This window comes from Ruegeria sp. CDSB022 (assembly GCF_059611145.1).
Genome location: NZ_JBXWOZ010000004.1, coordinates 181,660 through 206,404, shown reverse-complemented (window position 1 = coordinate 206,404; position 24,745 = coordinate 181,660). Strand labels below are relative to the sequence as shown.

The following is a 24,745-nucleotide window of genomic DNA, read 5'->3' as shown; positions in this document are numbered from 1 at the left end:
ACTGGATCGAAACATCCAACGCCGATACCGGCTCATCCAAAACCAGAACCTTGGGGTTCAGCATCAGGGCTCGGGCAATCGCAATCCGCTGCCGTTGGCCGCCCGAAAACATGTGGGGGTAGCGGTCATAATGCTCGGGGCGCAGACCGACAAGATCAATCATTTCGCGTGCGCGAGTTTCCCGTTCCGCAGCGGTCATATCGGGCCGGTTGATGATCAGAGGTTCCTGCAGGATCTGACCGATCCGTTGTCGCGGATTAAGCGAACCATAGGGATCCTGAAACACGATCTGCACGTTTTCGCGCATCTCAGCCCATTTTGACGGGGTGATATCGACGCCGTCGATGGTCAGTGTTCCCGAAGTGGGCTCTTCAATCATCGTTACGACGCGAGCGAGGGTGGATTTACCGCACCCAGACTCTCCTACAATGGCCAGCGTCTTGCCAGGCTCTAGGGCAAAATCCACACCGGAAAGGGCTTTGACCGTTGCCGATTTCGACAGCAATCCCCCTTTGACCTCATAGTGCCGGGCCAACGCGTTTGCCTGAACGATCGGGGCGGTCATGCCAATTCTCCAGCGGTGATTTCCTTGACGTGGTGACAGCGGGCCTTGCCGAAATCTGCTCCATGCGGAGCGGGTGGTGTGTTCCGGCACAAGTCATCGGCGAATTGGCATCGCGGGCTGAACAAGCAACCTTTGGGACGGTCAAATTGACCAGGAACAACACCTGGAATCGTCGGCAGCAATTTCGAAGTTGCCCGTTCAGGCAAAGCGTTCAGCAAAGCTGAGGTATAAGGATGGCGCGGTGTGCGGAACAGATCGCGTACCGGCTGTTCCTCGACCTTTTGACCGGCATATTGGACCTGAACCCGCTCGGCGGTTTCTGCCACAACACCCATGTCATGGGTAATCAGAACAAGGCCCATCCCCTGCTCATCGCGCAATCGGACCAACAGATCCAGAATCTGCGCCTGAATTGTTACATCAAGCGCGGTAGTGGGTTCGTCCGCGATCAGAAGCTTCGGGGTGCAGGCAATCGCCATCGCGATCATGACCCGCTGATTCATGCCGCCCGACATCTGGTGAGGAAACGTATTCAGACGGCTCTCGGGTGCCGGGATACCCACCAGGTCAAACAGCTCAATCGCGCGCTGATGACGGTCTTTGCGGTTTAGCCCAAGATGGATACGCAGTGCTTCTTTGATCTGGAAACCGACCGTGAAACAGGGGTTTAGCGAAGACATCGGCTCTTGAAAGATCATGGCAATATCTTTGCCGATGATCTTGCGCCGATCCCGTGCCGAGATTTTGGTCAGGTCGCGACCCTCAAAGCTCATTTCATCTGCCGTGATCGTCGCCGTCCATGGCAGCAACCCCATCAGCGCCAGCATTGACACGGATTTCCCCGAGCCGCTTTCTCCGACGATGGCCATCAACTCGCCCTTGTTGACAGACAGATCAACGCCATCCACAGCGCGGAACTCACCCGACGCAGTAGCAAACTCGACCGAAAGATTTCGGATTTCCAACAGGCTCATGTCTTCAGCTCCGTTTCAGCTTGGGGTCCAGCGCGTCGCGCAGACCGTCGCCCATCAGGTTGATTGCCAGCACCGTGACCAGAATGGCCAGGCCAGGGAAAGTTACCACCCACCAGGCGCGCAGAATGAATTCGCGCGCTTCGGCCAGCATTGTGCCCCATTCCGGCGTGGGCGGCTGCGCCCCCATGCCCAGAAAGCCAAGTGCCGCAGCATCCAGAATCGCGGTCGAGAAGGACAGCGCCGCCTGGACAATGATCGGCGCCAGACAGTTCGGCAGCACGGTTTTGAACATCAGGCGTGCCTTGCTTGCACCGGCCACACGGGCCGAGGTCACATAATCCTTTTGCCGTTCGGCCAGAACCGAGGCGCGGGTGAGGCGCACGTAATGTGGTTGAAACACAATGGCGATGGCGATCATTGCATTGGTCAGAGACGGGCCCAGAATGGCGACCAGAACCAGTGCCAGCAGCAGCGACGGAAAGGACAGGATAATATCCATCACGCGCATGATCATCGTATCGACCCATTTGGGTGCAAACCCGGAAAGCAGGCCAAGAACCACACCGCCTGACACGGCCACACAAACCACGACGATCCCGACAAAGAAGGAATAGCGAGATCCCATAATCAGCCGCGACAGCATATCCCGGCCCAGCGGATCAGTTCCCAGCGGGAAGGCCCAACTGCCGCCTTCCTGCCACGCCGGAGGCTGCAGGATATGCTCGCGGAACTGTTCGGTTGGATCGTAGGGGGCCAGCAAAGGTGCGAAGGCAGCGCAAAAGACAAAGGCCGCGAATACCCACAGGCCAATCACCGCGCCGCGGTTTTCACTGAAATAAAACCAGAATTCGCGCAAGGCGCTTGGGCGGTCTTCGGTTTTGGGTGCGTTTGCAGATAGTTCAGCCATCACCGCCTCCGGATTTTTGGATTGATGATGCCATAAAGGACATCGACCAGTAGGTTCACCAGCATCACGATCACGGCGATCATCAGAAGACCGCCCTGCACCACCGGGTAATCGCGCCGGAAGATGCTGTCGACCATCCACTTGCCGATGCCCGGCCAGCTAAAGATCGTCTCGGTCAGAATTGCACCAGCCAGCAAAGTTCCAACCGACAGGCCGATCACCGTAATCACGGGGATCAACGCATTACGCAGAGCATGCAGCCCGTTAATCCGAGTGGGTGACAGGCCTTTTGCCCGCGCGGTACGAATGTAGTCCTCGCCCAGAACCTCAAGCATCGCCGAGCGCGTCTGACGCGCAATGACAGCCAGCGGGATCGTCCCCAGAACAATCGTTGGCAGAATCAAATGCCGAACAGCCGACGTGAATGCCCCGGGTTGCCCCGACAAAAGACTGTCGATCAGCATAAAGCCGGTCACGCTGGGGAAGTAATACAGAAGGTCGATCCGACCCGAAACAGGTGTCCAGCCCAGATTGCCCGAGAACACGATGATCAGCAGCAGCGCCCACCAGAAGATAGGCATCGAATATCCCACCAGCGCAGATGACATCAGCGCCCGATCAAAGAATTTGCCCCGGTTGACTGCGGCAATGACACCGGCGGGCAACCCAAGGGCCACCGCGAAGATCATCGCGCAGATTGACAACTCCAGCGTCGCTGGGAACAGGGCAAAAAACTCGTCCCAGACCGGTTTCTTGGTGACAAAGCTTTCGCCCAGATCGCCCTGCATAACGCCGGTCAGATAGTCCCAATATTGTTGGAGGACTGGCTTGTCGAAGCCCAGTTTGACCACCATTTCCTGATAGCGTTCCTCGGACATTCCGCGTTCGCCGGCCATGACGATGATCGGATCACCAGGCAAAACGCGAATGAACATGAAAGAGATAAGCGTTACACCCAGAAATGTCGGAATGAACATACCGAGACGAGAAAGAAAGTAGCCAAACATCAGCGACCTATGATTGTGAGATCTTTGGGAAAGTGGGTTAGCGACCGACAGCCATCCCCTGTAACAAGCACGTCATCTTCTATGCGCACGCCGAAATTGTCCAGCGCGTAAAGGCCCGGCTCGTTTGTCCAAACCATGCCCGGCAGGATTTTCTGGTCGTTTCCACGCATGATATACGGCGCTTCGTGAACGTCGCGGCCCAGACCGTGGCCCGTTTTGGTGCGGATCCGATCGGCATAGGGTGACGCTTCGAGAACGCCGATCACGGCATCGTCGATATCATGCGCCGTGACACCGGGACGGCAGGCTTTGAATCCTGCCAGATTGGCGCGCAGAACGGTGTCATAGACCGCCCTGCCCTCGTCCGAGACCTCTTCGACAAAGAACGTGCGGGTGATGTCGGCGGCAAACCCATGTTTGCGGGCTCCGAAATCAAACAAAAGCGCATCGCCCGGTTTGATCTGGTAATCCGCCCGCGCCTTGCCATGGGGCCGCGCCGAGTTGTCCCCGGCGGCAACAATCGGCGAAAATGCCAGCGAGGCGGCGCCTTCCGCAAACAGTGCCTGAATCAAGGCCTGTTCAATCTGCAATTCGGTCTGACCGACGCGCACATCCGCTATCACGCGCTCTAACGCGCGTTCAGAGATGTCGATCGCGGCTTGAAGCGCTGCGATATCGTCTTCTGTCTTGATGATGCGCAAGCCAGAAATTTCACGCTCGGCATCGACAATCCGCAGGTCCGGTAACGCGTTGGTAAACGCTTTCGACACAAAGACTCGCATCACCTGCCCTTCCACAGCCAGCGATGTCAGCAGCATATGCTTGGCGAGGGCTGCAAAGGCGTCATCATACCCGGTCTGGTCGAACCAGTCGAAAACGGCGCCTTCAAATCCAACCAGGTCCCAACTGCCGAGCTCAAGGTTGGGAACGATGGCCGCAGGAGAACCTTCGCCGGGGACCACGACCACAAAGGGCCGTTCGTGGCTCATGAAAGGTTTTCCCAATGCGCGGGTGAAATTCGGGCCGGGCACAAGGGCCACGGCATCAACTGACATGTCCTTTGCCAGTTGACGGTACTCGGACAAATTCGGCATCAGGGCCGACCTCCAATAAGAAACCGGAGCCGCCACGCGGGCGGCTCCGGTCGGTAAGTGATGAATTATTCGACGCTCACACCGTAGAAGATGTGGCCGCCCAGCGGGTGCACTTTATAGCCCTGCACTTCGTTGCGCATCGGCATAAAGACCACCGAGTGTGCGATCGTTGCCCAAGGCGCCTGCTCTTTGAAGACCACCTGAGCGTCTTCGTACAGCTTGGTGCGTTCGGCCTGATCGGTGGACTGCTTGGCCTTGAGGATCAGCTCTTCGAAGGGCTCGTGGCACCACTGCGCCCGGTTCGAGGCTTCGCGTCCGTCACAACCCAGCAGAACCGCCAGGAAGTTGTCTGGATCGCCATTGTCACCGGTCCAACCCAGCAGAACGGCTCCGTCACGGTCCAGATCTTTCGAACGCGACAGGTATTCACCCCATTCATAGGACACGATTTCGACGTCGACACCAACCTTAGCAAAATCCGCTTGGATCAGCTCGGCCATACGGCGTGCATTCGGGTTATAGGGACGCTGTACCGGCATCGCCCAAACCTTCATCGACAGGTCGGATACGCCTTCGGCTTCCAGCATCGCCTTGGCCGCTTCGGGATCATACGCGTCATCGGTGATGGCGTCGTTATAGCCCCACATGGTTGGCGGGATCGGGTTCTTGGCAACTTGGCCCGAGCCCTGGAACACGACGTCGATGATCGCATTCTTGTCGATCGCCATGTTCAGCGCCTTGCGGACCTTCGGATTGTCGAACGGTGCCATGGTGGTGTTGTAGGCGAGGTAGCCGACGTTCAGGCCTTCCTGCTCCAACATGTTGATATCCGCATCGTCCTGCATCGCCTGAATGTCGGCCGGGTTCGGATAAGGCATGATATGACATTCGCCCGCTTTCAGCTTTTGATAGCGAACCGATGCATCCGGCGTGATCGCGAAGATCAGGTTCTCCACATCCGCAGGGGCCTTCCAGTAGTCGGCATTCTGCGCATAGCGTATCACCGCGTCTTTCTGATAGGCTACAAACGAGAACGGACCAGTCCCGATCGGTGCTGTGTTCAGCTTCTCAGGCGTACCCGCGGCCATCATCGCATCCGCATATTCCGCAGACAGGATCGAGGCAAAGTCCATCGCCATGTTGGCCACAAAAGGCGCTTCAGGCTTGGACAGGGTGAACTTCACTGTGTAGTCGTCGACTTTTTCAATCGACTCGACCAGGTCCGGCATACCCATGCCCTGGAAATATTCCCAGGTACCACCAGATACCTGATTATAGGCATGGCCTTCATCCTTCTGGCGCATGAACGAGAAGATCACGTCATCAGCATTGAAATCACGCGTCGGCGTGAATTCGTCATTCGAATGGAATTTGACGCCCTGACGCAATTTGAAGGTATATTCCAGACCATCATCGCTGGCCTCAACGCTTTCCGCCAGACCGGGGATAACATTGGTAGTACCGGTCTCAAACTCGAGCAGACGGTTGTAAATCGGGTGTGACGAGGCATCAAAGGTTGTCCCTGCGGTGAACAGCGCCGGGTCAAAGCCTTCGGGTGATCCTTCCGAGCAATATACCAAAGTATTTGCTTGGGCCGCAGCACTGGACAACGCAATCGCTGCAGTTGCGGCCATCAATCTAAGTTTCATGAGTTTCTCCCAGAAATGTTTTTTCTTCAGATTTTCGCGTTGTTCTAATTTCTAGTCAGAACAATCTTTGATGACTGTCACCGCCGCGAAATCCCTGCCCAATGTATCCAAAATACAAAATCCATTGTCAACTGAGTTCACCGCCCAGCGATCAGGAAGTAAAAAAGAGGGCAGGTACAGCGTTATGATTTGCCTGGTCGAGCCTGTTTTCTAACTGATTTCGGTTCTTTGGCGATTAGAGCCAAGCAGTGGCGAAGCCACCGGGCAGGAGCGTCCGAACTCTTGAATACCATCAATCCTAAATGCCGCGGGCTTCAGGGATCGACCTCCACATCCATGCCTTGAATCGAGTCGATCCGACCCAAATGTCAGACGCCGTAACGGGCCATGAACATGTCGACAGCCTGCAGCGCTACCTCTTCAATCTCAGCCTCTGAAAAGCTGCTTTGAATGCCGAATGTGGATCGGGGCCAAAGGCGGACCTTGCACAATTCCGAAAACTGTTCAGCGGCAAATTGAAGGTCCTCGATAACCAATTCGCCTTTGTTCACCGCTTTTTGCAGATATTCTGCAAGTTGCCGGGTGCCATTTTGCGGCCCCGCCTCATAGAAGGCGCGGCCAAGTTCGGGGAACCGATCTTGCTCGGCCACGCAGATGCGGAACACCTGCTGCGCAAAATCCGACACCAGAAATGCGGCCAGCTGGGTCGCAGCGATGGTCAGCACCTCGCGTGCGGGTTTTGTATCGTCAACCATCGAAACGACATTCTCAGCCATACGGCAGCATTCGTTCTGAGCGACCTCCATGAAAAGAAGACGCTTATCCGGGAAATAGCTGTACAAAGTCGCCTTGGAAACACCCGCCGCGCGCGCAATGTCATCTACACTAGCTCCTTCGAAACCATCTGCCATGAACACCGATCGGGCTCCTTGCAGGACCTGATCAAATTTTCGGCCTGTTCGCAAAATGGCAGTTGCTTCGGACATGCGCTCTCCTTCAGGGGTGGATTCGTCGAATCTATAAACTGATCAGTTCAGATACAACGATTCGCATAGGATTTCGTCCATGGGCAGGCGGGATTATGGTAATTTTTCCGTTAGGCCAGTCCGCGAAGGTCGTTCGACGGGGCTTGATTGGCCAGGGGTTGCCGCCAGAGAAAACCGTGCTAACACTCTGGCCATGGCTGATATTTTTCTGCGTACGCTGCCGTTCTTTGCGATTATCGGCTTGGGGTATTGGGCTGGGCGCAGTCGGTTCTTTTCGGAAGAAGCCACGGCCTATCTGACGAAATTCGTGTTCTATTTCGCACTTTCGGCAATGTTGTTCCGCTTTGCCGCCACCCTGCCCTTTGCTGAGATATTCGACGGCAGATTGGTCGCGGGCTATCTGCTGGGAACGCTTACGGTTTATGCTCTGGCCAGTCTGATCGCGTGGATGCGCCGCCTTGACATACCAACCTCTGCCGTCGAGGCCCAATGCGCTGCGATCGGCAATGTCGGCTTTCTGGGGCTGCCGATGCTTGCGCTTTTGTTCACCGAAGCAGCAATCGGCCCGGTCATGCTGGTATTGACTGTCGACCTTGTGGTGTTTTCCTCGCTGATCGTGATTTTGATCAATGCCGGACGCGATGGGCGGCTGACGCCGGCAACATTTCGGTTGATTGGCCTCGGTTTGCTCAAAAACCCGATGATCGTATCTATTTCAGCGGGGCTTTTGTGGTCAGCCTTCCAAATTCCCGTGCCCGGTCCACTGAACGATTTTCTGACAATCCTGGGCGGGGCAGCCACTCCGGGAGCCTTGTTTGCGATAGGGGCATCGCTCGCCAGCAAATCCGCCGAGCGTGTTCAGATAGCTGCCTGGCTGAGTTTTTGCAAGCTGATCATTCATCCGCTCTGCGTTGCTGTCTTCGTAATCTGGCTGATCCCGGCGGAAAGCTTCTCGGCTTCGGTTGCCATTGCAGCGGCAGCACTGCCGGTCGCTGGGAATGTCTATATGCTGGCGGCCTATTACGGGGTCGCACCCCATCGGGCTTCGGCCGCAATTCTCTTGTCTACCGTGGTCAGCATCCTGACACTGCCACTGGTGATTGCCATAGCCGGAACATTCTAAGCCACAGATAGGGAAAATACTCGCTGGCCGCAGGAACACAGACTTTACGCACGGACCGAGTAACGATAGCCATGGCGCGAACCTAACGTAAGGACGGAACCAAATGGAAACCCTTTCGGAAAACGCTTGTTTCGGAGGCGTCCAGGGCGTCTATCGCCACGCCTCGGCTGCCTGCCAATGCGACATGACTTTTGGACTGTTCCTGCCCGCCGAGGCAAAGGACGGCCCGGTTCCGGTTCTATGGTATCTGTCAGGTCTTACCTGTACCCATGAAAACGCCATGACCAAGGCCGGGGCGCAGGCCTGGGCCGCGGAACAGGGTATCGCCCTTGTTTTCCCTGACACATCCCCGCGCGGCGAAGGCGTCGCCGATCACGAGGACTACGATCTGGGCCAGGGCGCGGGGTTTTATGTGAATGCCACGCAATCACCCTGGGCACCGCACTTCAACATGTGGGACTATGTGGCCGAGGAATTGCCCGCTCTGCTGGTTGAAACCTTTGCAATCGACGCAGACCGCCAGGCCATTACCGGCCATTCCATGGGCGGCCATGGCGCCCTGACATTGGCAATGAACCTACCGGGTCGGTTCCGATCGGTTTCGGCATTTGCACCAATTTCAAACCCAACAAGCGCCGATTGGGGCCGCAAACAACTGAAGGCATATCTGGGCGATGACGCGGCCCAATGGGCCAAGCACGACGCATCGCTGATGATGAAGAACACCGGTTTCGACGGCCCTGTCCTGATCGACACCGGCGACAATGACCAGTTCATCGACCTGTTGCGCCCCGAGGCGCTGGCCCAGGCGATAGCCGAACGTCGCCAACAGGCAGTTTTCCGTCTGCAGCCCGGCTATGACCATTCTTACTTCTTTGTGTCGACCTTCATGGAAGACCACATCACTTTCCACGCCGAAGCACTGTATGGAGACTGAGGCATGAGCAAATACGACTATGACCTGATCATTGTCGGGTCCGGCCCTTCCGGTCGTTCGGCGGCGATTCAGGCAGGCAAGTTGAAACGCCGGGTGCTGGTTATCGACCGCAAGGATCGGTTGGGTGGGGTCTCGGTCCATACCGGGACCATCCCGTCAAAAACCCTCCGCGAGACAGTGCTGAACCTGTCTGGCTGGCGCGAGCGCAGCTTTTACGGGCGCTCGTACCGGGTAAAGGATCAGATCCGGGCCGAAGACCTCAAGGCTCGGCTGCACATGACGCTGGACCATGAGGTCGATGTGCTGGAACATCAGTTCAACCGGAACCACGTGGAAACCTTAAATGGTCTGGCAAGATTTGTCGGTCCCCACGAGATTGAGGTTGCAACCGACGCAGGCGAAACCACACGTCTGTCCGCCGCAAAGTTCCTGATCGCCACCGGAACCAAGACCTATCGTCCCGATTATGTGCCCTTCAACGGGAAGACCATCGTCGATGGCGATGATTTTCTGGAGATGGCCGAGATACCGCGCTCGCTATGCGTGATCGGGGCCGGTGTAATCGGTGTGGAATATGCCACGATGTTTTCCGCGCTTGATGTACGTGTCACCCTGATTGAACCCCGTGAGACGTTTCTGGATTTCATCGACAGCCGGCTGATCCACGACTTTACCCACCAAATCCGCGAAAACGGTGTGGATTTGCGACTGGGCTCTGCCGTTGAAAAGATCGAAGATGGAGGTAGCCACGTAGAAGTGACGCTCGAGAATGGACGGCATGTCCGGGCCGAGATGTTGCTGTTTGCCGCCGGGCGGATGGGCGCGACCTCGGCGTTGAATCTGGATGCGGTCGGGCTGACAACCGATCACCGCAACCGGATTGAAGTCGATCGCAAGACCTATCAGACAGCGGTACCGCATATCTATGCGACCGGAGATGTAATCGGACATCCCTCGCTGGCATCAACCTCGCTGCAGCAGGGGCGCGTGGCGGCATGTCACGCGTTGGAGACCCCGACCCTGCCGGAAAGCCCCTGGTACCCTTACGGCATCTATTCGGTGCCCGAGATATCCACCTGCGGCATGTCCGAAGAAGAGTTACAGGAGCGCGATATCCCTTACGAGGTCGGCGTCGCGCGATTCCGCGAAACTTCTCGCGGGCATATCATGGGGTTGGAACATGGCATGCTGAAGATGCTGTTTTCACTGAAAACCCGCCGGGTTCTTGGTGTGCAGATCGTAGGCGAAGGCGCGACTGAGCTGATCCATATCGCACAGGCTGTATTGAACCTGAAAGGGACAGTGGATTATTTCGTTCAAAACACATTCAACTACCCGACCTTGGCCGAGGCCTATAAGATTGCTGGTCTGGATGCGTTCAATCGGATGCCCATCCCCGAGGAATTCAAGGTCAAGAAGAAGCCTGCCGAGAAACAGGCAAAGAAAGCGTGACAACCCTGTACATAGACGCAGATGCCTGTCCAGTGAAGGCCGAGGCCGAGCGTGTAGCGACCCGACATAAGATTCCGATGGCTCTGGTATCGAACGGTGGCCTGAGGCCTTCGGCCAATCCTCTGGTACAGGTTGTGATCGTGTCCGCAGGTGCGGATGAGGCCGATAAATGGATCGCAGAGCGTTGTGGTACAGGGGACGTGGTTGTGACCTCTGACATTCCTTTAGCCGCAAAATGTGTTGAAGCAGGTGCGCGTGTATTACGTCACAACGGCGAGGCCTTTACCGCCGCCAATATTGGTCAGCAACTGGCGATGCGCGACCTGATGGCAGACCTGCGTTCGGCAAACCCTCTGGGCGCGGGCGGCGGTGGCAAGCCTTTTGGCAAGGCCGATAGGTCCCGGTTTTTGGATGCGTTGGAACGGGAATTGCGGGCGGCACTAAGGGCGTGACCTTCCCGCCCGTCTCAGACGCATCAGAGATGCGTCCCCTCCGGTTGGGCCGGGCAGCGCTGCGCGCTGCAGTTCCTGTCTTGAAAAGCGCAGCAAGGATTGATTCAGTCAGCCCCAGCAGAGATTCTAAGAAGGATTATTCATGCCAATAGAAGCGGTGGTTTTCGACATCGGGAATGTCCTGATAGAATGGCAGCCAGAACGGTACTACGACGCGGTTATTGGTGAAGACCGTCGCCGGGCCATGTTTGCCGAGGTTGACCTGCATGGAATGAATGATCTTGTTGATCAGGGGCAACATTTCACTGACACCATCTATGGCTGGGCTGATAAATATCCCGAATGGCGGGATGAAATCCGGATGTGGCACGACAAATGGATCGAATTGGCCACGCCCGAAATCCCCCACTCGGTACGGTTGCAACGTGCGCTGCGCGCCAAAGGCATCTCGGTCTTTGCGCTGACAAATTTCGGGGTGCAGAATTTTGAGTATGCAACCACGGTCTATCCATTCCTCAACGAGTTTGACCGGCTGTATGTTTCGGGTCGCATGCAGACCGTGAAACCGCATGTCCCGATTTACGAGATGGTCGAAGCCGATTGTGGTCTGGCGCCTGAGGCGTTGTTGTTCACCGACGACCGGATCGACAATATCGAAACGGCGCAGGCGCGAGGCTGGCAAACGCATCATTTTGAGGGCCCGCAAGGATGGGCAGACCGGTTGGTGGCAGAGGGGCTTTTGACCCGCGAAGAGGCCCGCTAAATCAGGCTGCGACGGAGAGCGGCCGGTTCTCGCGGATGGGAAGGTGAACGATGGCGCTGAAGGCGCCGATGGCCACGCCGATCCACCAGACAAAGGTGTAATCTCCGTACTGGTCATACATGCGGCCGCCAAGCCAGACGCCAAGAAAACTGCCGACCTGATGGCTGAAGAAGATGATGCCGTAAAGCGTACCCATGTAGCGCAACCCGTACAAATGTGCGACAAGCCCCGAGGTCAGTGGAACCGTTGCCAGCCAGAGCGAACCCATGACCAATGAGAATACAACGACCGTGAATGGCGTGATTGGCAGGATTATGAAAGCCGCCGCTGTAAGCGTGCGGGCGGCATAAATAGAGGCCAGAAGGTATTTCTTGGGAAAGTGCATTCCGGCCCACCCCGCCAGCAATGTCCCTCCGATATTGGCCAACCCGATCAATGAAATCGACACAGCCCCTAATGCGGAAGTTGTCGTTATACCAATGGAATCCAGTATTCCACCCGGCTGAATCGGGCCGCACATTTCGGTAACGAAAGCGGGAAAATGCGCTGTGATAAAGCCAAGCTGATAACCACAGCTGAAAAATCCCAGGAAAATCAGGGTATAAGACGGGTCCCGGAAGGCCTTGCCCAGAATTTGCCCCATGCTTTCTTCGATTTCGGCTTTGGTTGCGGCTTGGGGGGCGCGCATGAAGGGCAGAGTCATGACCAGTGCCAGGATGGTAACGGCAAACACGATGAAAACCTGTTGCCAGGGCATAAAAGACAAAAGCCATTCCGCCGTTGGAGCACCCAAAACCTGGCCAAAGCTTCCTGCCGCTGTCACGACGGCCAGAGACATAGAGCGGTTATGATCAGAGGACGCCCGCCCAACTACGGCAAGCACGACACCAAACCCCGTGCCGGCAATCCCAAAGCCCACAAGCCAGGCGTACATCTGATGCTCGAACGGGGTAACGGACCACGCCGACAACACCATGCCCGCTGCATAGGTCAATGCCCCGAGCACAATCGCACGGCGATCCCCCACCTTCTCGGCGATGGCGGCAAAAATGGGTTGTCCAATTCCCCAAGCGAGGTTCTGGATCGCAATCGCCATCGAAAAATCGGAGCGCAGCCAGCCGAATTCAGTCGCAATAGGGATCTGGAATACGCCAAAGGATGCCCGCACTGCAAAACTGACTGCGATAATTATGCAGCCGACGATCAAGATCGGGTTTAGCAGGCGCGCGTGTTGGGGCATTGAATCCTCGGGATGGCAGAGCCGCGACGGTACGCAAATTTGTACCGTGGTCAATTCAGGAGTTTTGACGCCGCGGATAAGCAAAATTGATGCATCTTCCAAATGCCTTCTTTTCAACGCCCTGAGGTGAAGGTATCCCTCGGGATATGTCAGATTTGATATCGATTTACGAGGCACGCATCGCCGATGACACTTTGACGCGGGACGATGCGCAAGAGGCTGTCCTTCCGCATTTCGAACGCATTCGCGCGGCCTTGGCTACCCCGGTCAAGCGTGGTTTCTTTCGCAAGGCACCCCCGCCGCCCCAGGGACTTTATCTGTGGGGCGGAGTTGGTCGTGGCAAGTCGATGTTGATGGATATGTTTGTCGACGCGCTTGGCGACATCCCCGCCCGTCGCGTCCATTTTCATGCTTTCATGCAGGAAATCCACGCGGGAATGCACAAAGCTCGTAAGGACGGAGTTGAGGATGCGCTTGCACCGGTCGCGGACTCGGTTGTTAAATCCGTAAAACTGCTGGCATTTGACGAGATGCAGATCACCGATATCACCGATGCGATGATCGTCGGGCGGCTGTTTGATCTTTTGCATGCTGGCGGGGTCGTGGTCATCACCACATCCAACCGGCACCCGGACGAATTGTACAAGAACGGCTTGAACCGCCAGCTCTTTTTGCCATTCATCGCGCATATCAAGGAACAGCTTCAGATATGGGAGCTGGTCTCGCCCACTGATTACCGACAGAACCGTCTTGAAGGTGCGCCAGTCTATTTCACGCCGATCGGCCCCGAGGCTCGACAGAATATCCGATCCGTCTGGAACGATCTCGCGGGCGGTGCGGCGGAACCGCTGGTGTTGCAGGTAAATGGCCGTGCTGTCGAATTGCCGGCCTTTCGGAACGGGATAGCCCGAGCAAGCTTCTATGATCTGTGCGGACGGATGCTGGGCCCTGCAGATTATCTGGCCGTTGCCGAGGCAGTCAAAGTTCTGGTTCTGGAGGACATCCCGCGCCTGTCCCGGAATAATTTCAATGAGGCCAAGCGCTTTGTGACTTTGATTGACGCCTTGTATGAGGCGCGGGTTCGCCTGATCTGTTCGGCGGCCGCAGAGCCCGAGATGTTGTATGTCGAGGGTGAAGGGACGTTCGAGTTCGAACGCACTGCCTCGCGATTGCGCGAGATGCAGGCCGAGGATTGGGGGGCATAGGGGCGCTGCCCTGTCACGTTTTGCGCGCCTCCCTCAAGGTATTTCAGCCAGGTGAAGACCTATCCGTTTTCGCGTAGGATGTTGCCCGCCAAATAGAGTGATCCGCAAATCAGGATACGGGCCTGAGGGTCTTGGTCTGTGATTTTCTGCAGGGCCGCGGATACACTCTCTGCTGTGTCGGCTTTCAAGCCAACCTGGTCAGCAGCCTGCGCCGTATCTTCAGCGCTAAGCGTCGCGGCCTCACCCGGTATCGATACTGCGGTCAGGCTTTGAGCCTGCGTGGCAAGCGGTGCAAGATAGCCAGCAACATCTTTGGTGTTGAGCATTCCGCAGATCAAATGTGTCGGAGATTGCGGTAATTTTCTCAGCACTTCAGCAAGCGCAATTCCCGCGGCGGCATTGTGTCCACCATCCAGCCACAGCTCGGCCTGTGCGGCCTGTTCAAAAAGCGGGCCGGATTTCAGACGCTGCATTCGTGCTGGCCACTCGGCCTTGGTAACGGCGGCCTCATAGGCCTGATCACCAAGTTCGAGATGGCGCAATACCGCTATTGCCGCACCCGCATTCTGAATTTGATGTGCGCCAAGCAGGTTGGGCAGCGGCAGATCCCGCAGCCCGATTTCGTCCTGATACACAAGACGTCCGTTTTCCTCGGTCACATGCCAGTGCTGACCGTGTACCAGCAATGGGGCGCCCAGACGGGCCGCTGTATATTCGATGACCTCAAGCGCTTCGTCCTGCTGTGGGCCGACGATACAAGGGACGCCCGGCTTGATGATCCCGGCTTTTTCGGCAGCGATCTTGCCCAACGTGTCGCCTAGAAACTGTTCATGGTCGATGGAAACCGGCGTGATAACCGTCACGGCGGGTTCGTGCACCACGTTTGTTGCATCCAGGCGCCCGCCAAGGCCGACCTCAAGCAAGGTATAATCAGCCTGTTTGCGGGCAAAGGCCAGCAGGGCCGCACAGGTCGTAATCTCGAAATAGGTGATGTTCTCACCACCATTGGCGGCATAGCACTCATCAAGGACGTTTGTCAGTTCGGCTTCCGAAATCAACTCACCTGCCAGCCGAATACGCTCGTGAAACCGGGCAAGATGCGGAGAGGTATAGGCGTGAATCGTTTTCCCCGCCCCTTCCATACCGGCGCGGATCATGGCCTGCGTAGACCCCTTGCCGTTTGTCCCTGCGATATGCACGACCGGAGGCAATTTGGTCTGAGGGCTTTCCAGTGCGGCAAGCAAACGCCACACCCGATCCAGCGTCAGGTCAATGATCTTGGGATGCAGCGCCATCATCCGATCAAGGATGACGTCTGACGATGGCGAAGTCATTCCTGATCCGCGTCTTTCTCTGGGGCTTCGGGGGTGGGCGCGGGCAAATCACCTTTGACCGCAGGAGGCTGATTCATCAGCATGCGGGTAATCGTGATCAATTCGTCACGCATTTCGGTACGCTTCGTTACCCGGTCCAGCATTCCGTGGTCCAGCAGGTATTCTGCGCGCTGAAATCCTTCGGGCAGCTTTTCCCGAATGGTCTGTTCGATCACGCGCGGGCCTGCAAAGCAGATTAGCGCATTGGGTTCCGAGATATGGACGTCGCCCAGCATCGCATAAGAAGCGGTCACGCCTCCGGTGGTAGGATGGGTGAGTACAACGATATAGGGCAGTTTGGCCTCTTTCAGCATCTCAACCGCCACGGTGGTTCGCGGCATCTGCATCAAGCTCAGGATGCCTTCCTGCATTCGCGCGCCACCCGCTGCCGAGAACAGGATCAGCGGGCGTTTCAACTTCACTGCCTCTTGCGCGGCCGCAATGATGGCATTGCCGACATACATACCCATCGAGCCGCCCATGAACGAGAAATCCTGGGCCGCTGCCACGACCGGCGTACGTCCGATATCACCTTTGGCGACCAGCATCGCCTCTTGCTCGCCAGTTTTCTTCTGCGCTGCTTTCATCCGGTCGGGGTATCTCTTCTGGTCCCGGAACTGTAGCGGATCATCTTTGGGAGCGGGAACATCGACCTCGGTAAATATACCACCGTCAAACAGGTGCCCGAACCGGTCGCGCGGTGTGATCGCCATATGATGATCACATTGGGTGCAGACATTCTGGTTTTCCGCCAATTCGCGGTGGAACAGCATCGTGCCGCATTCGTCACACTTGTGCCAAAGGTTTTCGGGGACTTCCCGGCGTGAGAAGATCGAATTAATCCGGGGACGGACGTAGTTTGTGATCCAGTTCATGTCGGAACCTTGCTAGTACGGCGTTGACGTCACATAAGACGCTACGGAAAGAATTGCAATCAGCGCCTGAGCGCAAGGCGCGCGATAAACCAGCTGACAATCATCACGGCAAAATCCACATATAACCATTGCCGCAATGTCAGAGTATCGGTCATATCAAAGGGCAGTACAAATAAGGCAAGACCGCTGAGGGTGTCAGGTAGCGAGACAAACAAGAGCGCTATGACATTGTTGAAAAAATGCAGCGCTATGGCCGGGCCCAGGGTTCCCGCCCGCGCGGTCAAATCCGCAGCCAAAAGTCCAAACAGACCAGTCCACAGCACCAGCAACTCTGCATTGCCGCCCGCCGCATCGGGCGAATAGTGCCCCACCGCGAATAGAAGCGACGGTACCCCCATCCAGATGATCGGAGAACGGAATCGCGCCGCCAGGCTTTGCTGCATATATCCGCGGAAAAGCAGCTCCTCCGCACTGATTTGGACAAACACAGCCAATAGCGACAGAGGCAGGAATACCAGCCAAACCGAAAAGGACAGGTTTTGAACAAGCGGCGCGTCCATAATGAAGTGCGGCACGGTTACGATAACCACGCCAAGCACCATCAGGGCGCGCAGCACAAGCCAGAACTGTCTGGCCGCTTTGCCCCGAGTCCCTAAAATAGAACCCAGGGACCGTTTCTGAAACTGTCGCGCTGCGGTCCACACACCAAATGTGACAAACCCAAAGCTTGACAGCAGGATCACCATCGAGATCGGGGTCGAGCCGTTCATCAACCCGCTGGCCCATTCCTGCGGTCCGGCCACGGTTACGACTGCAAACAGGATCAGATTGAAGACGGTTGCAACGACTACGATTGTTGCCAGGCCGGCCAGCAGGCGCCACAGCTGTGGTTTGTCGCGTGCGTCGGCGACCAGTTGCTCATGCGGGGCGTAAGAGGGCGCGCGGATTTCAGACATTCTGGTGGGAACTTTCGGTCTGGTCCTCATCATCGAAGAACAAGGTCGATGCTTTGGTGGCGTTGATCTTTTCCGAAATGGTTGTCAGGTATCCGGCAACTGTTTCAAGCAACTGAACCGCAACGCTTGCATCGCTTTCGATCACCGCGCGCAGTTCCACTGCACCAATCCGCAGGAATGAACAGTTTTCGCCTGCCACAAGATCCAACTGTCTGGTCTCACCGGTGATAACAGACAGGTCACCGATCAGGCGCCCGGGTTCAATGACAGATATGGACCGGGTCGAACCGTCTTCTTCGTGCCACATAAGCTTCGCATGACCCGAAATGCACAGATAGGCCGCATCCGGCGCCTGCCCACGAGAGAAAATGACCTGACCAGCGGCAGCATCATACCACTGCGCCGAAAACGCCAGCAATCTCTGGTTGCGACCGTCGATATTGGCAAAAAGCGGAGTTGACGAGATAATCTTCAGCTTTCGGCTGAGGTCAGCGGTGGTGCCGGATTCTTGTTCGAGCTGCGTTTTCGAGACACCGTCAATGCGGCCATCCTTGATTTCAACAAACAGATCATAGGCCTCGGGATGGGCGAAACTGTCCTCCATGAAAATCATGATGGAATCGGGCAGCAGTTCGCGCAGTTTCAACCGGGTGCGTAAACGGCTCTCAGAGTCATGGCTGGCCAACGCTTTATCCAGGATTAGCAAATCCGGCCGTTTAATCCCGGCGCGCGAGAAGGCAATTCGTTCCTGAAAGACGGTTGTCAGATTGTTCCCACCCAGCCCTGCGGACAGATCATAGACGATGGCCGCTGCCTGTCTACGCAGACCTGCAGCATTGATCACTTCGGCAACCACATCCTCTATCTCGTCAGCATGAGCACCCGCCGTCACAGACACCCGCCCGAAAAGCGCATTTTCCATAACTGTCATACGCGCGATGTATGTGTCCGGTGTGACCGGTACAAATATCTCTTGCAGGCTTCCGCGTAGCCTCTCGCCCTGTTCAGTGCGGATTTTCAGAATCTTCTGTTTGTATTCATCCGGGAAATCAGGGCCAATCTGTTCGGCGGTCAGCAGGAACGGAACGGTCAGAAGAAAGGCGTGTTCGCGCTGCGACAGCTCGTCCACTCCTTTTGCCTTGCGCTTGTCTTCGATTGCCAGCAGCCGGTGGAACATTTCCTTGCTCAAGCCCAGGCGCAGGAACAGCGGATGGTCAGTTCCGTCCCGCCCAAAAGCATGGTTCAGCGTTTCTAGAACAGCGCTTGAGATACTCAGCGCGTCGTCATCAAGCTCATGTGTACGCAGCATCTGCATGAACCGATTATCGCCGGCCAGAATGTCCGGCGAGATTTCCTGCGACGGTGCTGCATAAAGAAGGTTGCCGCCCAAAGGCACAGTTGGGTTGAACCTGTCCGGATCGAACCGGTAGACAAAGCGGTCCAGATCTTTTTCCACCAACTTGTCATGGATGGAGCCACGGAGGTCGATGATATTTTGCACAAACTCGGGATGCTGATCCGGATTCAACTGGCTGCGCAGGGTGCGGCGGAACATGAATTCATCCGTTCCCATCGCCTCGACCAGCTTGAACCACCAATCCTGGATGTCGTCAGTGTTGTTGAGCCCGGCCAGACCGGGATCAATCCATTCATCTGACAGTGAATCCACCGAGTTCCCCGCTCGCGCGGCCTCGATCTGGCGGCGGCTAGGGGCCCTGGCGGCGTCGGCTTCATGCTGAGGGCGTGTTTTCAGGGGCATCATCAAGTTGTCCCCAATCGACCCATCAAACAGATATGGTCGAGAATAGGCATATCCGATCCGCGCCGCGATGACGGATTGGTGCAAAGATTGGATGTCATGCCCGGCAATCGTGACGTCGCCCTGAACCGGCAGCAATTCGCGGGTCAGCAGCTGAGCCAATGCCCCTCTTTCGGCCGCATTCGAGGATTTGATGGCCACGCGGGCCCCTTTGGGTATGACGAGGTCTATATCCTCGAGAACAGTTTTCCCATCGTTATCCCGAACGGTAATATTCTGCAGCTTGATCTCGCCAGTCAGATGCGGAATGGAATCAGGCTCGCCCTCAAACAGCTCTTCGGGCACCATGTTGTCGGGCGCGAAGCGTTCGGTCACGATTTCCCACCGCAACGACATGTCCTGAACCTGATTGTAATAGGTCAGCAGATCCTTCCAAGGTCCGCTAAGATCCTTATATGCTCCCAGTGCCGCCACCAGCGCGCCCACTGTTACCTCGCCCGTGATCGCCAGGTATCCGCCCACCGAATAAAACAGAAACGGGGTCATCTGAGTGATCAGATTGTTGAGAAACTTCATGAAGAACTTTTTGTTATAGATCTTGAATCGGATCTCGAACAAAGTTCCCAAACGATGGCTGAACTGGGCCAATCTGTGCCGCCAGCCTCCGTTGGTGCGCAGATCACTGATCCCGGCTGCGCTTTCGCCGATTTCTGAGCTCAAGCGCCTAACTTCCTGGATTCGGTCTTTGTTCAACAGGTTGATCTGGCGCTGCAATTTTGGAATCAACCAAGCCTGCAGCGGAATCAGCGCAATACTTGCAAGACCAAACCACACGCTTTGCATGAACAGAAACGTCACAATGGTCATCATCTGACCAAACTGGAATACAGGTTGTGCGATCGCATCTCCCATCAGGCCGCCCATCGGTTCAGCCTCGGACGTGATCATCGACACCAACTCGCCCTGACTGGTGGTGGCAAAATAGGATTTCGGGAACCGCAGAGTTCGGTGGATCAGCGTGTACCTCAGTCGGCGTAACATGCGTTCGGCCAACACACCTTTCATCGTGTTGATCCGCATTTTCATCAGACCGCTGGCGATGACCGTCGCCAGAAAGGCCAGACACAGAATCAACAAATACTGCACCTGCGTCACCGTAACTCCTAAGAAAGTTACCGAGCTGCCTGGTGCACCAATCGCATCGTTAATGATCTGCTTGGGCAGCTCCAATGATGCATAGAGGAAGGGAAAAGAAAACAATGTCAGCAGCAACAATACCAGTTGCTGTTTCTTGGAATGCTTCCAGATGAATGCGAATAGAGTGGGTTCCATGCCCCGTCTTTGCCTCGGAAATATTGCTATAGGGTTGTAACGGATGGTCCACTGCAATCAGGTGTCAGACGGTACGCACTGACCGGGTCGATTGCAAGAACGGCGCCCTCCGTAACAGGTCACAACTTTGCTGCCTAGCCAAAAGCGTGTTCACATTTTCGGTAATTTACCGACGCTATGATGCAAATCGGCTTTATCCTCGGGTGGATATCCGACAAAAGATGTGTGGAGCAATAGATTGGGATCATGGGCAAGCTACTGGATCGCTATATTCACCGCAAAGCACTTACGCGCTGGCAGCGGGACGCCCGGGCAGCGCCCGAAGCTGTGCTTTCTGAATTGCGGCTGCAGCGTGATGATGCACGTCGCTTGCGATCCGAGCTGGATGCGCTGATCCTTCAGGCCAACAGCCGCCTTACACGGCCTGTGGCGGGATCAACCCAATTCCCGAAACCGTTGGGCACCGACTGGAGCTGGAGGCCCGAGCTGTGGCGCTATCCTCAGCCCCGCCCCGGTGTCGCCTCGGCGCCGCGTAAGGCACGTATCAACGATGAGGCAACGCTGTTTCACGACTGTCCGCGCCAGGAAATCAGCACGCGCCAGATCCGGAACACGCGCAAGCATGATCTGTCACCGTTCAGCTTGGCGGTCGAGGTTTTCGGGTTCGAGGGATCATTTCTCTCTCTCTCTATCGAGCTTCCACAAGAGGCTGTGCAAGGGCTGACGCAGCAGCATCTGATCCGAGTCGATTGCCATATTGAGGCCGAACGCCCACAGGAATTGTTCGCGCGGCTCAATATTCGACACGGCCCAAACGCCGAACAGGTTCTGCGCAAACTTGATCCCACTGGTCCTTCAAACAGCGTGGATTTTGATCTTGCACATTTACCACTGAATGAACGCCGCATGGACAAAGTCTGGCTGGATATCATTCTGGATAATCCTCGGATGAACCGGATAGTGTTGCAGGACCTGACCGTCTGTCGTCACCATCGCGCCGATTTATGAGAACCCAGCCATGACTAATCTGATACTCACATCACTGGGCCTGGAAAATGGCACCTGGATGGGCCACCTGCAGGCCGATACGCAGCCCGAGATCAGCGTGTCCTACCGTGGTGACGCGCTGGATGAGGTTCACCTGTCACCAGCCGACACCGGATGGGAGCTTCGTGTACAGGTGCCTGATGTGGCCCTGTCTGACGGGGTCCACAGTTTTGTAATCTCAGATTCCGTTTCAGGGCTTAAACTGGGCGGGTTCTCGATCATTGCAGGAAACGCCGCCGCCGATGACCTGCGCGCCGAACTGGACCTGATGCGAGCAGAGCTTGATATGCTAAAACGAGTCTTTCGCCGGTCTCAGTAGGCGGTAGAAGGTCGGACGAAGTGCGTGCCTATAATTCAGGCGTCATTGTCCGCTTACTGTTGGCCATGACCCGATCACATCGAAGAATCATCAATTACCAATGAGGGTTGAAATTTTTCTTTCGGCAGGAGCTTGAAGCGCGTTTCGCCCATTGAGGCCCCAAGCATCCGGTCGCACCGAAATGTCCTTGGTTCGTTTCTCAGACGGTCGATCGCAACGACGTACCAAATGGGATACTTCAACAAGAGATACTGAGGCTCAATTTGCCGGTTGGAAATAACACCGTCTTCTCTTTGATATCGCAGCTCCAAGACCTTCTGATCGACGAAAGCCTGATGAACCGCTTGCACAATCCTTTTTGGTGCGGCGCTCGCGCTGGCTTGAACATAAGTCGAAGCCGTGACGCCTATGAGAATACGGGACTTGAGCTGGTTCACCTTGTTGCGTTTCTCGGGTGAAAACGAGGCCACAAGCTGCCGCCTTACCGATGCCAAGTTCGCAAGCAACATTGGTGATTTCATCTGCTCTGCGACAGCGATACTGATTAGCAGATCGACCGCCTCAGCGTATGTCAGGTTCATGCGACCAACGCCCCAGTTGCGGTCGAGGCGCACACCTCCTCCACGACCGCGATCAGCGTCTATCTGCATGCCTTGGTCCCGCATAAGCACAAGGTCGCGGGCTATCGTGCGCATACTGACACCATGCTGTTGCGCCAAGTCTCTAACCGTACAATGGGCATCTTGCTTGAGTTGAACCGCAAGCAATTCCAATCGCCTCAGTCTGTTGTGTGTATTAGCCCGTGCCATGAATCAAATAAGACATAAAATGGCACATTAGTCGATATAGCTTGGGTCACTGAAACCAATGCCTGACGCAGGCCACTCACTTGCAGGAGCTAAATCGATGAAAATGAATTACTTTGTTGTCGGAACGAATGACATGGCAGCTGCAAGAACCTTCTACGACACACTGTTTTCGCAATCGGGTCTCCAAAGCATGTCGCCTTCAGAAAGAATGACTTACTGGCTTGGAAAGGATTTTGCCTTCGCCGTGGCCAAACCCTTCGACACGTTGCCGGCCACCAACGGTAATGGAACGATGGTTGGATTTTGCGTTGGTGGCGAAGCAGAAGTCAGAAGGCTGCACGCTTTAGCCACAGATCTCGGGGGTGATTGTGAGGGGGCCCCCAACCAACGCGGGCCAAAGTTCTCTGCATACGTTCGAGACCTGGATGGAAACAAGATGTGTTTTTCTGACTAGCTTTTCACAGAGCGGACGTTGGTTGGGAGACAACATAGGTGGCATCGGGCTCTAATCAGCCACCTTACCTCGATCGGCAGCGGCCCCATCAGGAAATGGGCCGCCTGTCAGGCGGCCCGGTTTCTTTATTGCGATGGCCCGTCCGGGTTGAAGGCTGACAGCCCCTTGAGGATGTCGATGGCATAGGCCAGCTGGTAATCCTCTTCCCGCAATTCGGCGGTGGCTTCGGCCTTGGCCCTATCTTCTTCGATCTGGCGGATTTCATCCTCGCTCAGGCTGTCATTGTTCAGACTGCCACGCAGATCGGCCTCGGAACGGGTGTTCCCATTGGCCTCTTCTTCCTCGGTCTCCGGGGCTGGGCGGGGCTGTTCAACGATGATGTCGGGGCTGACACCAAGCGCCTGAATAGACCGGCCCGACGGCGTGTAGTAGCGCGACGTGGTCAAACGCATCGCGCCATCGCTCCGCAGTGGCATGACAGTCTGGACCGAGCCTTTGCCGAAACTTTTGGTTCCAACAACGATTGCGCGGCGATGATCCTGCAGCGCGCCGGCTACAATCTCGGATGCTGAGGCGGACCCGCCATTGATCAGCACCACAATCGGCTTTCCTTCTGCCAGATCACCCACAGTTGCGTTGAAACGCTCACCATCGCTTGGATCGCGGCCACGGGTTGATACGATCTCACCCTCGTTTAGGAATGCGTCCGAAACCTTGATTGCCTGTGTCAGCAGACCACCGGGATTGTTGCGCAGGTCCAGAACGACACCATTCACCTTGTCGATCCCTCCGGCCTCTTCGATCTGCTCGGCCAGACCTTCCTGCAAGTTGGGATAGGTTTGGTCGTTAAAGGTGGTCACACGCAGAACCACACTTGTCCCTTCGGTGCGCGCGCGTACTGCCGTCAGTTTGATTGTGTCGCGGATGATAGGCACGTCAAAAGGTTCCTGTTCACCCTCGCGGACAACGGTGATCACGATTTCCGAGCCCACCGGCCCGCGCATCAGATCGACCGCTTTGTCCAGGGTCAGGCCCAGTATGCTTTCGCCATCGACATGGGTGATGAAATCTCCGGCTTCGATCCCGGCCTCATCCGCAGGCGTATCATCGATCGGCGAGACAACTTTGACAAAGCCCTCTTCCTGCGTGACTTCGATACCCAGACCGCCAAACTCGCCACGGGTCTGGACCCGCATTTGTTCGGCATCATCCGGCGACAGATAGCTGGAATGCGGATCCAGCGAGGTCAGCATACCGTCAATGGCCGCCTCAATCAGGTCTTCGGGCTCAACCTCTTCGACATATTGCGCGCGGATGCGTTCGAAAATATCGCCAAACAGATCTAGCTGTTCATAGACACTGGCCTTGTTTTCGGCTTCTTGGGCAAGCAACGGACCGGCGATCTGCGTCGTTACAATCAGGCCTGCTATAGTTCCAGCCAAACCGGCCATCACAAATTTCTTCATA

Annotated in this window: 23 protein-coding genes; 9 read left to right on the top strand and 14 right to left on the bottom strand. The window is 56.1% G+C overall.

Annotated features, from left to right (window positions below):
- The 7 genes from AC2FIZ_RS10600 to AC2FIZ_RS10570 all read right to left on the bottom strand — a co-directional run.
- Positions 1 to 565 (bottom strand): ATP-binding cassette domain-containing protein (locus AC2FIZ_RS10600; protein WP_496791003.1); only part of this gene is annotated, 565 nt, incomplete at its 3' end.
- Positions 562 to 1,539: an ABC transporter ATP-binding protein gene (locus tag AC2FIZ_RS10595; protein WP_142636312.1), complete on the bottom strand. Its 978-nt coding sequence runs from the start codon at positions 1,537 to 1,539 to the stop codon at positions 562 to 564. The genes AC2FIZ_RS10600 and AC2FIZ_RS10595, both read right to left, overlap by 4 nt.
- A gap of 4 nt (positions 1,540 to 1,543) precedes the next feature.
- The gene (locus AC2FIZ_RS10590) at positions 1,544 to 2,446 is read right to left on the bottom strand and encodes an ABC transporter permease subunit (protein ID WP_185956667.1); all 903 of its coding nucleotides are present in this window, start codon (positions 2,444 to 2,446) and stop codon (positions 1,544 to 1,546) included.
- Positions 2,446 to 3,453, bottom strand: a complete 1,008-nt coding sequence (locus AC2FIZ_RS10585) for an ABC transporter permease subunit (RefSeq protein ID WP_142636316.1) — start codon at positions 3,451 to 3,453, stop codon at positions 2,446 to 2,448. Before AC2FIZ_RS10585 ends, AC2FIZ_RS10590 begins: the two co-directional genes overlap by 1 nt.
- Positions 3,453 to 4,547 carry a M24 family metallopeptidase gene (locus tag AC2FIZ_RS10580; protein ID WP_282027189.1) on the bottom strand — a complete coding sequence of 365 codons (1,095 nt, stop codon included), beginning with the start codon at positions 4,545 to 4,547 and terminating at the stop codon, positions 3,453 to 3,455. The genes AC2FIZ_RS10585 and AC2FIZ_RS10580 overlap by 1 nt, the downstream gene beginning before the upstream one ends.
- A gap of 65 nt (positions 4,548 to 4,612) precedes the next feature.
- On the bottom strand, positions 4,613 to 6,196 hold the full coding sequence (locus AC2FIZ_RS10575; protein WP_142636319.1) for an ABC transporter substrate-binding protein: 1,584 nt from the start codon (positions 6,194 to 6,196) through the stop codon (positions 4,613 to 4,615).
- 368 nt (positions 6,197 to 6,564) lie between these two features.
- A complete protein-coding gene (locus tag AC2FIZ_RS10570; protein WP_282021763.1) occupies positions 6,565 to 7,182 on the bottom strand; it encodes a TetR/AcrR family transcriptional regulator in 618 nt (205 codons plus the stop codon).
- A 193-nt stretch (positions 7,183 to 7,375) separates the two neighbouring features.
- Here AC2FIZ_RS10570 and AC2FIZ_RS10565 point away from each other — a divergent pair, with 193 nt between their 5' ends.
- The 5 genes from AC2FIZ_RS10565 (at position 7,376) to AC2FIZ_RS10545 (ending at position 11,909) form a co-directional block, all read left to right on the top strand.
- Positions 7,376 to 8,305: an AEC family transporter gene (locus AC2FIZ_RS10565; RefSeq protein ID WP_282021764.1), complete on the top strand. Its 930-nt coding sequence runs from the start codon at positions 7,376 to 7,378 to the stop codon at positions 8,303 to 8,305.
- Positions 8,306 to 8,408: 103 nt separating this feature from the next.
- A complete protein-coding gene (fghA, locus tag AC2FIZ_RS10560; protein ID WP_142636325.1) occupies positions 8,409 to 9,242 on the top strand; it encodes an S-formylglutathione hydrolase in 834 nt (277 codons plus the stop codon).
- Positions 9,243 to 9,245: 3 nt separating this feature from the next.
- Entirely contained in the window at positions 9,246 to 10,694 is a 1,449-nt protein-coding gene (gene sthA / locus AC2FIZ_RS10555; RefSeq protein WP_142636327.1) for a Si-specific NAD(P)(+) transhydrogenase, read from the top strand.
- Positions 10,691 to 11,146: a YaiI/YqxD family protein gene (locus AC2FIZ_RS10550; RefSeq protein ID WP_281972917.1), complete on the top strand. Its 456-nt coding sequence runs from the start codon at positions 10,691 to 10,693 to the stop codon at positions 11,144 to 11,146. Before sthA ends, AC2FIZ_RS10550 begins: the two co-directional genes overlap by 4 nt.
- A gap of 142 nt (positions 11,147 to 11,288) precedes the next feature.
- Entirely contained in the window at positions 11,289 to 11,909 is a 621-nt protein-coding gene (locus tag AC2FIZ_RS10545; protein WP_496689326.1) for an HAD family hydrolase, read from the top strand.
- A gap of 1 nt (position 11,910) precedes the next feature.
- Here AC2FIZ_RS10545 and AC2FIZ_RS10540 read toward each other — a convergent pair whose 3' ends face one another.
- Entirely contained in the window at positions 11,911 to 13,149 is a 1,239-nt protein-coding gene (locus AC2FIZ_RS10540) for an MFS transporter (protein ID WP_496791001.1), read from the bottom strand.
- A gap of 146 nt (positions 13,150 to 13,295) precedes the next feature.
- On the opposite strand from AC2FIZ_RS10540, the gene zapE reads away from it, so the two are divergent.
- Positions 13,296 to 14,354, top strand: a complete 1,059-nt coding sequence (gene zapE, locus AC2FIZ_RS10535) for a cell division protein ZapE (protein ID WP_281995098.1) — start codon at positions 13,296 to 13,298, stop codon at positions 14,352 to 14,354.
- A 59-nt stretch (positions 14,355 to 14,413) separates the two neighbouring features.
- Here the strand turns inward: zapE and AC2FIZ_RS10530 are convergent, their stop codons facing one another.
- Genes AC2FIZ_RS10530 through AC2FIZ_RS10515 form a run of 4 tightly spaced genes read right to left on the bottom strand, consistent with a single transcriptional unit; the run spans position 14,414 to position 20,649 of the window.
- On the bottom strand, positions 14,414 to 15,688 hold the full coding sequence (locus AC2FIZ_RS10530) for a bifunctional folylpolyglutamate synthase/dihydrofolate synthase (protein WP_496790999.1): 1,275 nt from the start codon (positions 15,686 to 15,688) through the stop codon (positions 14,414 to 14,416).
- Positions 15,685 to 16,602 (bottom strand): acetyl-CoA carboxylase, carboxyltransferase subunit beta, encoded by a 918-nt coding sequence (accD, locus tag AC2FIZ_RS10525; RefSeq protein ID WP_496689318.1) that lies wholly within the window; start codon positions 16,600 to 16,602, stop codon positions 15,685 to 15,687. Before accD ends, AC2FIZ_RS10530 begins: the two co-directional genes overlap by 4 nt.
- A gap of 59 nt (positions 16,603 to 16,661) precedes the next feature.
- Complete coding sequence (locus AC2FIZ_RS10520) at positions 16,662 to 17,558, bottom strand: CPBP family intramembrane glutamic endopeptidase (protein WP_496790998.1); 897 nt, start codon at positions 17,556 to 17,558, stop codon at positions 16,662 to 16,664.
- Positions 17,551 to 20,649: an ABC transporter transmembrane domain-containing protein gene (locus AC2FIZ_RS10515; RefSeq protein WP_281972912.1), complete on the bottom strand. Its 3,099-nt coding sequence runs from the start codon at positions 20,647 to 20,649 to the stop codon at positions 17,551 to 17,553. Before AC2FIZ_RS10515 ends, AC2FIZ_RS10520 begins: the two co-directional genes overlap by 8 nt.
- A 246-nt stretch (positions 20,650 to 20,895) precedes the next feature.
- Between AC2FIZ_RS10515 and AC2FIZ_RS10510 the strand changes: the two genes are divergently transcribed.
- Positions 20,896 to 21,657, top strand: coding sequence for a DUF6478 family protein (locus AC2FIZ_RS10510; RefSeq protein WP_496790997.1), 762 nt, complete (start codon positions 20,896 to 20,898; stop codon positions 21,655 to 21,657).
- A 10-nt stretch (positions 21,658 to 21,667) separates the two neighbouring features.
- Entirely contained in the window at positions 21,668 to 22,015 is a 348-nt protein-coding gene (locus AC2FIZ_RS10505) for a hypothetical protein (RefSeq protein ID WP_271948886.1), read from the top strand.
- 74 nt (positions 22,016 to 22,089) lie between these two features.
- On the opposite strand, the gene AC2FIZ_RS10500 is transcribed toward AC2FIZ_RS10505, so the two are convergent.
- Positions 22,090 to 22,824, bottom strand: coding sequence for a helix-turn-helix transcriptional regulator (locus AC2FIZ_RS10500; protein WP_496790996.1), 735 nt, complete (start codon positions 22,822 to 22,824; stop codon positions 22,090 to 22,092).
- Between the two features lie 97 nt (positions 22,825 to 22,921).
- Here AC2FIZ_RS10500 and AC2FIZ_RS10495 point away from each other — a divergent pair, with 97 nt between their 5' ends.
- Complete coding sequence (locus AC2FIZ_RS10495) at positions 22,922 to 23,278, top strand: VOC family protein (protein WP_142636355.1); 357 nt, start codon at positions 22,922 to 22,924, stop codon at positions 23,276 to 23,278.
- Between the two features lie 125 nt (positions 23,279 to 23,403).
- On the opposite strand, the gene AC2FIZ_RS10490 is transcribed toward AC2FIZ_RS10495, so the two are convergent.
- Positions 23,404 to 24,744 carry a S41 family peptidase gene (locus AC2FIZ_RS10490; protein WP_142636359.1) on the bottom strand — a complete coding sequence of 447 codons (1,341 nt, stop codon included), beginning with the start codon at positions 24,742 to 24,744 and terminating at the stop codon, positions 23,404 to 23,406.
- Position 24,745 lies beyond the last annotated feature (1 nt).

Bases quoted from the DNA above. Each gene is read 5' to 3' on its own strand.
- AC2FIZ_RS10595 (WP_142636312.1), bottom strand. From the start codon at position 1,539: ATGAGCCTGTTGGAAATCCGAAATCTTTCGGTCGAGTTTGCTACTGCG.
- AC2FIZ_RS10590 (WP_185956667.1), bottom strand. From the start codon at position 2,446: ATGGCTGAACTATCTGCAAACGCACCCAAAACCGAAGACCGCCCAAGC.
- AC2FIZ_RS10585 (WP_142636316.1), bottom strand. From the start codon at position 3,453: ATGTTTGGCTACTTTCTTTCTCGTCTCGGTATGTTCATTCCGACATTT.
- AC2FIZ_RS10580 (WP_282027189.1), bottom strand. From the start codon at position 4,547: ATGCCGAATTTGTCCGAGTACCGTCAACTGGCAAAGGACATGTCAGTT.
- AC2FIZ_RS10575 (WP_142636319.1), bottom strand. From the start codon at position 6,196: ATGAAACTTAGATTGATGGCCGCAACTGCAGCGATTGCGTTGTCCAGT.
- AC2FIZ_RS10570 (WP_282021763.1), bottom strand. From the start codon at position 7,182: ATGTCCGAAGCAACTGCCATTTTGCGAACAGGCCGAAAATTTGATCAG.
- AC2FIZ_RS10565 (WP_282021764.1), top strand. From the start codon at position 7,376: ATGGCTGATATTTTTCTGCGTACGCTGCCGTTCTTTGCGATTATCGGC.
- fghA (WP_142636325.1), top strand. From the start codon at position 8,409: ATGGAAACCCTTTCGGAAAACGCTTGTTTCGGAGGCGTCCAGGGCGTC.
- sthA (WP_142636327.1), top strand. From the start codon at position 9,246: ATGAGCAAATACGACTATGACCTGATCATTGTCGGGTCCGGCCCTTCC.
- AC2FIZ_RS10545 (WP_496689326.1), top strand. From the start codon at position 11,289: ATGCCAATAGAAGCGGTGGTTTTCGACATCGGGAATGTCCTGATAGAA.
- AC2FIZ_RS10540 (WP_496791001.1), bottom strand. From the start codon at position 13,149: ATGCCCCAACACGCGCGCCTGCTAAACCCGATCTTGATCGTCGGCTGC.
- zapE (WP_281995098.1), top strand. From the start codon at position 13,296: ATGTCAGATTTGATATCGATTTACGAGGCACGCATCGCCGATGACACT.
- AC2FIZ_RS10530 (WP_496790999.1), bottom strand. From the start codon at position 15,688: ATGACTTCGCCATCGTCAGACGTCATCCTTGATCGGATGATGGCGCTG.
- accD (WP_496689318.1), bottom strand. From the start codon at position 16,602: ATGAACTGGATCACAAACTACGTCCGTCCCCGGATTAATTCGATCTTC.
- AC2FIZ_RS10520 (WP_496790998.1), bottom strand. From the start codon at position 17,558: ATGTCTGAAATCCGCGCGCCCTCTTACGCCCCGCATGAGCAACTGGTC.
- AC2FIZ_RS10515 (WP_281972912.1), bottom strand. From the start codon at position 20,649: ATGGAACCCACTCTATTCGCATTCATCTGGAAGCATTCCAAGAAACAG.
- AC2FIZ_RS10510 (WP_496790997.1), top strand. From the start codon at position 20,896: ATGGGCAAGCTACTGGATCGCTATATTCACCGCAAAGCACTTACGCGC.
- AC2FIZ_RS10505 (WP_271948886.1), top strand. From the start codon at position 21,668: ATGACTAATCTGATACTCACATCACTGGGCCTGGAAAATGGCACCTGG.
- AC2FIZ_RS10500 (WP_496790996.1), bottom strand. From the start codon at position 22,824: ATGGCACGGGCTAATACACACAACAGACTGAGGCGATTGGAATTGCTT.
- AC2FIZ_RS10495 (WP_142636355.1), top strand. From the start codon at position 22,922: ATGAAAATGAATTACTTTGTTGTCGGAACGAATGACATGGCAGCTGCA.
- AC2FIZ_RS10490 (WP_142636359.1), bottom strand. From the start codon at position 24,744: ATGAAGAAATTTGTGATGGCCGGTTTGGCTGGAACTATAGCAGGCCTG.